12 protein-coding genes, 1 tRNA gene and 2 pseudogenes are annotated in these 11,381 nt (G+C 49.8%); 8 read left to right on the top strand and 7 right to left on the bottom strand.

Going from position 1 to position 11,381, the window contains the following annotated elements; genetic code table 11:
- Window positions 1-250: 250 nt before the first annotated feature.
- A complete protein-coding gene (locus tag B1H58_RS13160; RefSeq protein ID WP_085070943.1) occupies window positions 251-556 on the bottom strand; it encodes a hypothetical protein in 306 nt (101 codons plus the stop codon).
- Window positions 557-707: 151 nt separating this feature from the next.
- On the opposite strand from B1H58_RS13160, the gene B1H58_RS13165 reads away from it, so the two are divergent.
- Window positions 708-953, top strand: coding sequence for a hypothetical protein (locus B1H58_RS13165; RefSeq protein WP_085070944.1), 246 nt, complete (start codon window positions 708-710; stop codon window positions 951-953).
- Window positions 954-1,679: 726 nt separating this feature from the next.
- Here B1H58_RS13165 and B1H58_RS13170 read toward each other — a convergent pair.
- Window positions 1,680-1,754, bottom strand: a tRNA-Arg gene (locus B1H58_RS13170).
- Window positions 1,755-1,948: 194 nt separating this feature from the next.
- Between B1H58_RS13170 and B1H58_RS13175 the strand changes: the two genes are divergently transcribed.
- Window positions 1,949-3,118, top strand: a complete 1,170-nt coding sequence (locus tag B1H58_RS13175) for a tyrosine-type recombinase/integrase (RefSeq protein WP_085070945.1) — start codon at window positions 1,949-1,951, stop codon at window positions 3,116-3,118.
- 153 nt (window positions 3,119-3,271) lie between these two features.
- On the opposite strand, the gene B1H58_RS13180 is transcribed toward B1H58_RS13175, so the two are convergent.
- A complete protein-coding gene (locus B1H58_RS13180) occupies window positions 3,272-3,625 on the bottom strand; it encodes a hypothetical protein (RefSeq protein WP_085070946.1) in 354 nt (117 codons plus the stop codon).
- Between the two features lie 68 nt (window positions 3,626-3,693).
- Here B1H58_RS13180 and B1H58_RS13185 point away from each other — a divergent pair.
- Window positions 3,694-4,593 (top strand): annotated as a pseudogene (locus B1H58_RS13185) (DUF7146 domain-containing protein); the annotation flags it as partial.
- Between the two features lie 249 nt (window positions 4,594-4,842).
- On the opposite strand, the gene B1H58_RS13195 reads toward B1H58_RS13185, so the two are convergent.
- The 3 genes from B1H58_RS13195 to B1H58_RS21165 form a co-directional block, all read right to left on the bottom strand.
- Window positions 4,843-5,106, bottom strand: a complete 264-nt coding sequence (locus B1H58_RS13195) for a contact-dependent growth inhibition system immunity protein (protein ID WP_157130173.1) — start codon at window positions 5,104-5,106, stop codon at window positions 4,843-4,845.
- Between the two features lie 64 nt (window positions 5,107-5,170).
- Entirely contained in the window at window positions 5,171-5,995 is an 825-nt protein-coding gene (locus B1H58_RS13200) for an RNase A-like domain-containing protein (RefSeq protein ID WP_085070950.1), read from the bottom strand.
- A gap of 962 nt (window positions 5,996-6,957) precedes the next feature.
- Complete coding sequence (locus tag B1H58_RS21165) at window positions 6,958-7,080, bottom strand: hypothetical protein (RefSeq protein ID WP_257788812.1); 123 nt, start codon at window positions 7,078-7,080, stop codon at window positions 6,958-6,960.
- Window positions 7,081-7,144: 64 nt separating this feature from the next.
- Between B1H58_RS21165 and B1H58_RS13210 the strand changes: the two are divergent.
- Window positions 7,145-7,663 (top strand): annotated as a pseudogene (locus B1H58_RS13210) (portal protein); the annotation flags it as partial.
- A gap of 260 nt (window positions 7,664-7,923) precedes the next feature.
- On the opposite strand, the gene B1H58_RS13215 reads toward B1H58_RS13210, so the two are convergent.
- Window positions 7,924-8,853: a formate/nitrite transporter family protein gene (locus B1H58_RS13215; RefSeq protein ID WP_085070951.1), complete on the bottom strand. Its 930-nt coding sequence runs from the start codon at window positions 8,851-8,853 to the stop codon at window positions 7,924-7,926.
- A gap of 242 nt (window positions 8,854-9,095) precedes the next feature.
- Here B1H58_RS13215 and ccmA point away from each other — a divergent pair, with 242 nt between their 5' ends.
- From ccmA to ccmD, 4 genes are read left to right on the top strand one after another with little or no spacing between them, the layout of a single operon-like run.
- Entirely contained in the window at window positions 9,096-9,713 is a 618-nt protein-coding gene (gene ccmA / locus B1H58_RS13220) for a cytochrome c biogenesis heme-transporting ATPase CcmA (protein WP_085072312.1), read from the top strand.
- Window positions 9,713-10,372, top strand: a complete 660-nt coding sequence (gene ccmB, locus B1H58_RS13225; protein ID WP_085070952.1) for a heme exporter protein CcmB — start codon at window positions 9,713-9,715, stop codon at window positions 10,370-10,372. Before ccmA ends, ccmB begins: the two co-directional genes overlap by 1 nt.
- A gap of 40 nt (window positions 10,373-10,412) precedes the next feature.
- Entirely contained in the window at window positions 10,413-11,156 is a 744-nt protein-coding gene (locus tag B1H58_RS13230; RefSeq protein ID WP_085070953.1) for a heme ABC transporter permease, read from the top strand.
- A complete protein-coding gene (gene ccmD, locus B1H58_RS13235; protein ID WP_085070954.1) occupies window positions 11,153-11,380 on the top strand; it encodes a heme exporter protein CcmD in 228 nt (75 codons plus the stop codon). The genes B1H58_RS13230 and ccmD overlap by 4 nt, the downstream gene beginning before the upstream one ends.
- Window position 11,381: the final 1 nt, after the last annotated feature.

The raw sequence follows: 11,381 nt of genomic DNA on the forward strand, positions 1-11,381 counted from the left end.
GGGAATGCCTTAATTAGCCTGATAATAGAGCCGGTACGTCTTACTACGGGAAAAATAGCCATGAACAGCCACGCGTAAGGAATAAAGTGCCTGTTTAACGGCATGAACGGCATTGCATTAATCAATAAAAAGAAAGACAGCGAGTGAAAGGAGGTTAAAAACAAAGCTTACCGGTGGGAATTTGGTAAACACTTTGCTAAGCAGGGGAAATATATTATTGCAATCGCGATCGTATCGCAATTTGTTTGGTTCATCTTACCGGGCTGTTTAACGCAGCATAAAGTCGGTCCAGATAAAACTGTCGCAGCGCCTGACCTAACTGCTGGCGACGTGCATCCGGATAAGAAGCGAGCCAGCTATCAATAAAAGGCTTGCAGAGAAGAAAAGCATGATTAACGATCGCCTCTGGCGCTTCGTTGCTGCCCATCTGCGGCAAAATATGGCCATTAAGGCAGTCGGTCATTGGATTAACGTGCTTTAGCGGGTTAGCTACGGTTGCCGGGATAACATTGACCAGCAGACTTAATAACAGCGCGCCACGGGCAATAAACGGCATAATTTTTCTCCTGACAGGCATTTTTTCTGTGAAGATGCCGCTAAATCGCAAGCAAACTTCAATAAGCGTTGCAATATATTTCATCCCGGGAAAATTTATACCGGAAACTATTATTTGTGCCAGACTTAGTTTTTACATAAAAGGAGGAAATATGAAAGACCGAGCATATGAATCCACTGCTAAAGAGGACGAAGTCTGTTGTCTTATCGGTCGTGCTGTTATTGAACTGAGTGACGCCAGTCAGCCATTAAACAAATCGACCCTCTCGCTGAAACTGCTCTCTATGGCAGATAGTGAAGGCGATGATGACCGGGTACTACTCTACTGGCTGGCACGGAAGGCGATCAACCAGCCGCACCAGGTAGTAAACCTGAGCGCCTTCCGTCAGGCGCGTTAAGCTAAACCGGCAGGCATGGAGGCCTGCCATGGTCTTAGAAGTATAAGAAAAGCGACTAATCAGCCCGGTTCTGTTTATTGTACGGTAAAAACCGCTGGGATAGTTTGTATTTATTATTGATAAGTCTCATCAGGTGATAGCGCTTTTATCAATTTAGGATCTCAAAAAGATACAAACCCATCTGCTGTAGGTAACAATTACAGGAAATCCCTCTAACCGGCTTGCTTTTTATCGCAGATCTACACTGACAACACAGAAAACATCTTCAGACTAATAATTTTTAAATGATTTTTAACTTATTAACATGAATGTGTTTAATCTCAAGGCTGCCCTGATACCTGAGATGTTTATAAGGCCCAGAATGAGTAGATTGAGTTAAATAAAAATTAATGTCGCTTGTTTCTTGCATGCTTTTGATGTCCGTTATCAAAAATAAAAAAACTGCGCCAGAGCTATAGCTTTGTACTAATACTCCTATCATTGGTTGCTGCCACGAAAATTTATAATTTATCTTCAGCGAAAAGGGTACGCCGCTAAACACTCAGTGTGACTGGGCGCTTAATGCCGCAGTGCTTATGGTGAATTATGTAAAAACCAGGCGGCTTATCATGATTGATGTAGCAAAACAAAAAAACAGACAGGTAATAAGTGATGGCAAAAAAACGAGAATTCTGGTTGTGCCTGCCGGGATTTGGTGAGCGTAAGCGAAGCTGACAAACGATGAGATGGCGTCCCCTGCAGGAATCGAACCTACAACTAGCCCTTAGGAGGGGCTCGTTATATCCATTTAACTAAGGGGACTCTGTGCGGGCGCATTTCGTCTTGCTCGCGTATGTTTCTATCCTATCGCACAACGTCACGTTTTATCAAGTTTTCCATTCATCTTTGTTCGCATTAATCCGCCGACGTTTCTATGTTTACGAGATTCGTTCACTTGCTAAAATGTACAGAATGAGTACAGAATGCATTTGGTTAATGTGTACAGGATTTATAACATGGCTCTCAGCGATACAAAGCTACGCAGCATTGTAAACAAACCGTATTCCGGTCCGGCAGAGATTACTGACGGGGACGGTTTGAGTGTACGCGTTACTCCGTCTGGCACTATTGCTTTTCAGTTCCGCTACCGCTGGGCTGGTAAACCAGTGCGCCTGACTGTTGGTCGCTACCCATCAACCACGCTTAGGGATGCACGTGTTATTGTTGGTGAGATGAGGGCATTGTACACAAAGGGTGTAAACCCCAAAAATTATTTTGCCAAAGCAGATGGCAAGTTAACGTTAAAAGAGTGCCTGGATCAATGGTGGTCAGCGTATGTTGTGGGGCTTAAGCCTAACACTCAGACACTGTATAGATCAGTCGTGTACAACACTATGTACACAGAATTTGAGGGTATACCTGTAGCTAATATCCCGGTATCGCTTTGGGTTCAATTTTTCGATAAACAGGAGAAACTCAATAAGAAAAAGGCTCGCGTTCTGCTCCTGCAACTGCGGTCAGTGATCAACTGGTGCATTAGCCGACAACTGATCCCCTCATGCGAGCTCACAACGTTGAGCGTAAAAAACATCGGTAAAAAACCTGATACTGGCAGCCGCGTTTTAACATATACAGAATTAGCTAAAATCTGGCTGGCGCTTGAAAATAACAAAATCGTTTCATCGAACAAAATACTGCATCAATTGCTTTTGCTGTGGGGCGCACGGTTATCAGAGTTACGCCTGGCGAATGCTGATGAATTTAATATGACAGATTTGATCTGGACTACACCAGCCGCGCATTCGAAAATGGGGAATGTAATCCGACGCCCGATTTTTATGCATGTGAAGCCATATATAGAGCAATTACTGGCATCTAAGAACCCGGTTCTATTTCCTGGACAAGAATTAGATAAGCCTATTGACCGATCGTCGTCAAATCTCTATATGAAAAAATTGCGCGGCGGTATCGATATACCCGAATGGCGAACGCACGATTTCCGGCGCTCTCTGGTAACTAATTTATCAGGCGAGGGGATTATGCCCCATGTCACCGAAAAGATGCTGGGGCATGAACTGGGCGGAGTCATGGCTGTATATAACAAGCATGACTGGCTGAGGGAACAAAAAGACGCTTATGAGCTGTACGCAGACAAAATATTCTGGCACGTTAAGCGGATCGGTTAACGCCGCCGTCTTTAATCTACTGCTCAACTGTAGCGCGCCGGATGTGTTAACACCGGGGCCGGGAATCCATGTTTTTTCCGCAGTCGTCATAATGCCGTCCGCCTTTTTTCTATCCGCTGAAATACTTATTCTTCTGTCATAAAATCTGACATGTCATACCTCACTGCTTGCTTTGATTCTTGCGCGATAATCGCATGCTCTAAAAACTACGTCTGGAACATAACGCGCCAGCTCTAACACCAAAAAATCATTGTGCCGCTGCGCTTGCGCCGTTTCTTGCTTTTTCTCCAGCTGCCGCAGTACAGCTAACCGGCCATCAATACCGCATTTAATTTTTTTGCAGACACGTAGCGCGTATTCAGCACTCTGGCGCCAGCTTTCACCTCGATCGGGATCGGGAAAGTCCAGCTGTATCTGGATGCTTTCGATTGTGACGTTGATTTCCGCCAGTGCCTCCAGGCATTCGCTAATTGATGCCAGTTCGTCAGGTATAATGTGGCGACTCATAGTTTAGCGTCCTCCTGGTTATGGCTGGGTGTCACAGGCTCGGCGTTCATCCGCAGCACCACCGATGCTTTAAAGGGGAGTGTCCGATCTGCGGTGCGCGGGGCAAATTTCGCATTGACGATCAAAATGGTGCCGGCACCTGGATTTGTACCTGCGGCAGCGGCAGCGGCGACGGGATGGCGTTGCTTACACAAACGCAGGGTAAGCCGTTCTCAATCCTGTGTGGTGAAATTGACCAACTTATCAGTAATAACTACCGCCATATTCCGATTCCTGTTAACAGCTCGACGGCGAAACAGCGCCAGCGTGTTATCAGCAAATTTTCAAAGCTGATGAGCCTGAGAGATACAAGCGCAGCGGAATACCTGCGGCAACGTGGCATTAATAAACTGCCTACGGATGCGGTGCGGTTTAATGATCATCAGCGGCATGCTGGCCGTGTTTACCAGGCGCTGTACGCGCTGGCAACTGACGATAAAGGGGAGTTGTGCTATTTGCATCAGACGTTGCTGGATGGCGATAAAAAAGCGCAAATCGGTAGCAGCGCGAAGCGCCTTAAATCGCTGCAAGAACAAACTTATCTTGATCATGCTCGGTCTGTTGCCGTGCGCATGTTCCCGGTTTCCTCCACGCTGGGTATCGCCGAAGGGATCGAGACCGCACTGTCATGCAATCAGATTTATGGCGTAAACACCTGGGCGACGCTGAACAGCGGATTTATGAAAAAATTTCGCGTCCCGGCTGGCGTGAAAAATCTGATTATTTTTGCCGATATGGATAAACACTCCGCAACCGGTCACGCGGCGGCATTTGAATGCGCCCACGGAAATTTGCTGGCTAAAAACGACATCGAAAAAATTAGCGTTCACTGGTGCGATGGCGGGGATTTTAACGATTTGCTGATGAATGGTGATCATGTCCGCGAGCTGGTTTACAGCAAAAACGAGGCCGGGAAAAAATGCCCGTGATTGCGACATTCAAAACTGACTGGTTCCGCGTGATAACAGATATAACTCGATGCGGTGTGCCGATCCACGAAATCGCCCGCGAGCTGGATGTATCAAAATCTGCCGTAATTGGCTGGAAACAAGGAGCAGAACCGGGCCACAGTAAGGGCGAGGCGTTGATCGAATTCTGGCGTAGCGTCACGCACCTGTCGCGCGAACGCCTGCCTGTTAACATTGTATCGAGGCGGTTTGTATACGGGCGGAAATGATTTAACCTGGCAACGTGCGCAGTACCCGCTGTAGGAAGCTGCGCCACGTTTCGCCCCAGGGCTCTGGTGTAAACTGATTTTCCGCCAGTAGCTCCATGCGGGTTATCAGCTCGCTGTCATCTTCCGTTTTTAACATCTCTGTAATTTCGCTTTTTAACCACCGCGTCGCATTTTCGCCGTTATCGCAATAGCTCTGAACGACTTCCTCAATAGTTTCACCGAACAAATCACGATCCTGACCGAAATACGTTTGCGTTAAACTCATTAGAGATGAGTTTTTTCGTTTAAAGGCGTTTATTTTCAGTTTATCCCATAATTTTTTCATGTCATTATTCCAGAAATGGATACGATGTTAAAATAAAATACGGTTTCCCATTGTATTTTGCCCCCTTCAACACTATCCGAACGTGGCTGATAGTGCACTTAATCTGGCTGCCCTGACGAAATCCATAGCCTACTGTTGTCCCAGCATTCCAGGTGATGTCTAACGTTTTTTCTATTTTGCCTGTATTCGCCCAGTGCAAGATTTTAAAACGATTAGCCCGCAATGCCGCGCTGATTGCTTTCTCTGCTTGCTCAACGCTATAAAAAGACGTTGCCGCGCGTGTATCACGGCTTTGTGCCAGGCGCGCCAGCAGTTCTTCATCGGTTTTTGAGATATGCTTTTTAAGCGTATGACCGCCAATTCTCGCACGGCTAACTGCTTCATGCTCAGCAAGCTTCAGCGTACCTGAGCGGACATACTTTATCCGCGACACGCCCCACGCAAGGCCGGCTGCCGAGGGTACGCCAATATCAACGGTCAGCCCAATATACATGGCAGCGCTGTCGCTGGCGCCGAGCTGTTTAGCCAGTTTTTCGGTAAGCTGAAACGTCGCCGATCGGGTATCATGTCCGGTCAGAATACGGTTAGCCGCAGCATTAATGGCGTCCATGCTGTGGGCGCCGGTAACGACACAGGCCGCTTTAGTTAACAGAGTGGGATCGGGAGCCAGGCACAGGGCCGTCGCTCCCATCAGCTCTACGGTTCCCAGCGCCAGCTCAAGCCCGCCCAGCAGTCGATTGCTGAGTGCATCCGCTTCAGTTACAGAATGAGGAGTCAGAACGGCGGCAAGTTGGACGGGGCTTAATAAAATTTTTAAGTTATCTTCCATAATGATGACCTCCAGTATTAATTGGTCTTATTATCCTACCTAAAACTGCCGCTTAACGTATAAAAAATATGCTAATTTATTGTTGATTAGCAGACTGTTTTACAACTCTACTTCGGTTTATCCTCGCGCGCGCGTTTTAGGGGCTCGCTATCCGTTATCATTTCCCGGCTATCCGTTATCATCTGGCCGCTATCCGTTATCACGGAAAACTGACAAAAACGAGACGTTCGCGATGAAAACAAGCTATGCATTTTTGGGCCTGTTTTATGCAAGTTTTATTCACGTTATTTTCAAGCATTTCGTGCATTTAACATCTAAAAATGCGCCGTTGGTCTCTGTTTGGCTACGAGTGCCGTTTCAGCAATGCGCGTAAGACCCATTATGTTAAATTGGGCTGTCTTTCCTCAAATTTAGTCAGGATTCCGACTTTGCCAAAGGGGCACACTGCCAGCATGTAAATCACACAGTCTGGAATAGAGATCATGGCCCGCCAACCAAAAACAATCGAGGTGCCCGGTCAGGAGCACGTACAGGAAGCTGTGCCGGTAGAGGGTTCGATGCTGGACACCGGACAGGAACCGGTACAGGAAACAGTCGCAGATGCGCACGCCCACCCAGCATGACAATGCTGATGCTGTTGCTGTTGTGTTGGCGCTACTCTAACCGCTCGTAATGCAATTCTGCAGCAGCTAAATGCGCAGGGTGCAGCTGCCATTACACAGTTTGAGGGGTTCGGTTTTACAGATGATGTGGGGCATTCGTTAACTAATAATCTGGATTTTATCGAGCTGGTCAGAAAGTGACCACTGCGACGGCATCCGCAAGCACTGCGATGGCAGCATCGAATGAGGATGGCCTACGTAGGTTGTCGTGCCAGCCGGTATTGACACCAAACGGCTGGCACGTACCAGGTTAAAGGTTAAGGAGAAGATTTACGTGTGGTGGCGGTTCGCCGCAAGTCGTTAAAAGCGATCCGCAGGCAGACGCAGACGCAGCAGCAAACGCAGCAGCGAAAGCAGACACAGCAGCGCGTCGCAAACGTAAGAAAGGCAGCTCGCTACTGACAAGCGGTGCGGAGGGTGCATCGATACGGGCAGCTCGCTGCTGACAACGGCGCGCAGGCCGCTAAAACAAATTTAGGGGCATGAGATGATGGCGCGGGTAACACAGCTGATTCAGCGTCTGGATGCGCCGAAAGCATTGCGTCGGAGGCATGAAAGTGTCTGGCGCGAATGTTATGACTATACATACCCGCTGCGCGGTTCTGGCCTGGCCGGCGACGTTCTGGATGCGCAGAGTGCAAAGCACTAAGTGGCGAAATTGCTGGATGGCACGGCAACAGACAGCGCCCGCATGCTGGCCTCTGCGCTGATGTCAGGCATGACGCCGGCTAATGCACAATGGCTCAATCTCAACAGTGGGGCACTGCCAGACGACGCGAAAGCGTGGTTGTCTACATGTGCAACGCTGATATGGGAAAATATCCACTCCGCGAATTTCGATGCCGAAGGATATGAAGCAAACATTGATGTTGTCTGTGCGGGCTGGTTCGTGCTGTACATCGATGAGAACCGCGAGGACGGCGGCTATGTGTTTATTCAGTGGCCGCTGGCGCAATGCTACGTAGCATCAACGCGTACCGCTGGCATTGTTGACACTGTATACCGCTGATAGGGATTAAATGATTATAATATGCATTGGTAACAACTGATGTACACAATGAAAAACAGTTAATTAGAAAGTGATTTTAGTGTACATACCAAGTACATTTTTTTGTTTTCTTTCATTTTTATTCATAAAAATCAACTGATTAACTACTTTATGCTCTTAGTCCATTTCTAACGGGGGCAGCGGCGGGCAGTATAGCGCAATTTGTTTACCAGATTAACCACTTACCCGCCTGACTGCTTATTCTGTCAGCAATTTTGTCATTTACGCTGGTTTTTCTGCGCTTTCTCCCCCTGCTGCGCCTGCTTTTTCTGTTTCGCTTTTGCCTGCGCTTTTTGTTCAGCGCTCATATCGTTGCGGATTTGCGCATGACTGATCAGCGCAAAAATGAAGGTGCCGCCGATAATATTGCCTGCCAGCGTCGGTATCGCGAAGGGCCAGATAAACGCCTGCCACGGCAGCGCGCCGGTAAATACCAGATAACAAACCTCTACCGAACCTACCACAATATGCGCCAAATCCCCTAGCGCCACCAGCCAGGTCATCAGAATAATCACCAGAATCCTGGCGGCGCCTGCGGAAGGGGACATCCAGACCATAGTGGCGATAATCCAGCCGGCAATAATGGCCTTAGCGAACATCTCTGCTGGCGAATTCTCCATCACTTTTTCACTGATATGCGTAAAGGCAAGACGCGTGGCATCATCAAAAATCGGCATATGGGCAAAGGCCAATGCAACTAAACCCGTGCCGATCAGGTTCCCCAGCAGCACCATGCCCCAAAGACGTAGCAGCAACAGAAAATTACTGCCGCTCGGTTTATGCATGATTGGCAGTACGGCAGTAACGGTGTTTTCCGTAAACAGTTGCTGGCGCGCCATAATGACAATAATAAAACCGAAGGTATAACCCAGGTTCTCCAGCAAAAATCCCCCTGGAATATCGCCCAGATGCACCTGAAAAATACCTTTGGCCATCAGCGAAGCACCCATGGAAAGGCCGGCGGCGATGGCAGACCACAGCAGCGCTATGCTATCGCGCTCCAGCTCTTTCTCCCCCTCCTGGCGGATTTGTTCATGAATCGCCGCCGCGCCTGAGGGCAGTTGCTCTTCATCAACCTCAATTTCTTCTCCCTGCTCCTTTTCCTCGCTTTCCACTTCCGGTTCATCATTCTTATGTTGTGACGTCATAATTCACCCTGCGTTATTAACCAGTGATTTAAGCGTAGCCAGTTTTCAGGTAAGTAAAATGTGACCTGATTTTAGAATAAAAGTAACAAAACTTTAATATCGTGTTTTTTTTCAACAAAAGAACGATCTTCTGCAGCTTATTTATTCATATCAGTACTTTCTAAGCGCAAGCACAGGCTTCGGCCGGATACTGACTTATGTTATTATCGCGGCCCGATTCAATAGCGCGAACGATTCCTTTTATGTTGGAAGTCACCAGCCTGACCTGCATTCGCGATGACCGTATTTTATTCAGCGACCTTAATTTCACGGTGAATAGCGGGGACATCGTGCAGATTGAAGGGCCTAACGGCGCGGGTAAAACCTCGCTGTTACGTTTACTGGCGGGCTTGAGCCGCGCTGAAGAGGGCGAGGTGCGCTGGCAGGGAGTGCGTCTCCAACAGCAGCGCGAGCAATGGCACCGCGATCTGCTGTTCCTTGGGCATCAGCCTGGCGTAAAAAATGTTCTCTCGCCGCTGGAAAATCTCACCTTTTATCATGCCGAATGTGATGACGAACAGTGTTTTGCCGCGCTTGAAGCGGTAGATCTGACGGGATTTGAAGAGATGGCAGTTGCGCAGCTGTCGGCAGGCCAGCAGCGGCGCGTTGCGCTGGCGCGGCTGTGGTTAAGCCAGGCGCCGGTGTGGATCCTGGATGAGCCTTTAACGGCGATTGATGTTAATGGCGTTGAAAAGTTAATGATGCTGTTTGTGCAGCATGCGCAACGGGGCGGCATGGTGATCCTTACCACCCATCAGCCGCTGCCTGATGCAGCCTGGCCACTAAGAAGAATTAGCCTGACGGCAGGAGAACGCATCTGATGTTATGGCGCGTGATAAGCCGCGAGCTGCGCATCGCCTTTCGCAGCGGGGCGGAAATCATTAACCCGCTGTGGTTCTTTTTGATTGTGATTACGCTATTCCCGTTGGGGATTGGGCCTGAGCCGCAGCTGCTGGCGCGTATTGCGCCGGGCGTGGCGTGGGTCGCCGCCTTGCTCTCATCGCTGCTGGCGCTGGAGCGGCTGTTCCGGGATGACTTTAACGATGGCTCGCTGGAACAGCTGTTGCTGCTGCCGAGCCCGCTGCCAGTGACGGTGCTGGGAAAAGTGATCGCGCACTGGCTGATCACCGGCCTGCCGCTGTTGCTGTTGTCGCCGCTGGCCGCGCTGCTGCTGTCGCTTGATTTTAACGGCTGGCGTGCGCTGGCACTGACATTATTACTCGGTACGCCGGTGTTGAGCCTGCTTGGCGCGATCGGCGTGGCGTTAACCGTGGGCCTGCGCCGGGGAGGCGTGCTGCTTAGCCTGTTGGTATTGCCGCTGGCGGTGCCGGTGCTGATTTTCGCCAGTGCCGCTATTGATGCCGCCAGCATGGGGCTGCCCATCAGTGGTTATCTGGCGATTCTGGGGGCCATGCTGGCGGCCAGTCTCTGCCTGGCGCCGTTTGCGACGGCGGCCGCGTTACGTATCAGCCTGCACTAAGACAGGCTATGAATTTATATTTTTACCGTGAGCAATAACAATGTGGAAATGGATACATCAGCTGGCGAAGCCCGAACGGCTTTATCAGTTTAGTGGTCGCCTGGTGCCGGGATTTGCACTGCTGGCGACCGTGGCGCTATTTATTGGCTGGAGCTGGGGATTTGGTTTCGCGCCGGCAGATTATCAGCAGGGAGAGAGCTATCGCATTATTTATATCCACGTGCCTGCCGCTATCTGGTCGATGGGCATCTACAGCGCAATGGCCGTTGCCGCTTTTACCGGTCTGGTATGGCAGATGAAGATGGCCGATTTAGCCGCAGCCGCTATGGCACCGGTTGGTGCAATTTTTACCTTCATCGCGCTGATTACCGGAGCGGCCTGGGGGAAACCGATGTGGGGCACCTGGTGGATCTGGGACGCGCGGTTAACGTCAGAGCTGGTGCTGCTGTTCCTCTATATGGGCGTTATCGCACTGTATAACGCTTTTGATGACCGGCGTCTTGCCGGACGCGCCGCCAGTATTTTGATTCTGGTGGGCGTAGTAAATATCCCCATTATTCATTTCTCCGTACAGTGGTGGAATACCCTGCATCAGGGTTCCTCAGGCATGTTACAGCAGGCGATTGCGCCCGAGATGCGCGTGCCGCTGCGCTGGTCGATTATCGGTTATCTGCTGCTGTTTATTACCCTGACGCTGATGCGACTGCGCAATTTGATCTTACTGACTGAGCGTCATCGTCCCTGGGTAGCCGCCCTGGTGAATAAGGGAGGGCGATCCGCATGAAGCCCGCATTTTCTTCCTGGCACGATTTCCTGGCGATGGGCGGCTACGGCTTTTATGTCTGGCTGGCGGTGAGCGTTACGCTGTTGTCACTGGCCGCGCTGGCAGGACATACCTTATGGCAGCGTCGTCAGCTGTTAAAAAGCGTCCGACAGTATCAGGCGCGTGAACGCCGCATCAGGGCGGCAAAAATGAAACGGGCCGCCAGCGAAGCGGCAGGAGAGTGAT

Origin of the sequence: Pantoea alhagi, assembly GCF_002101395.1 — a bacterium.
GTDB classification, from domain to species: Bacteria; Pseudomonadota; Gammaproteobacteria; order Enterobacterales; family Enterobacteriaceae; genus Mixta; species Mixta alhagi.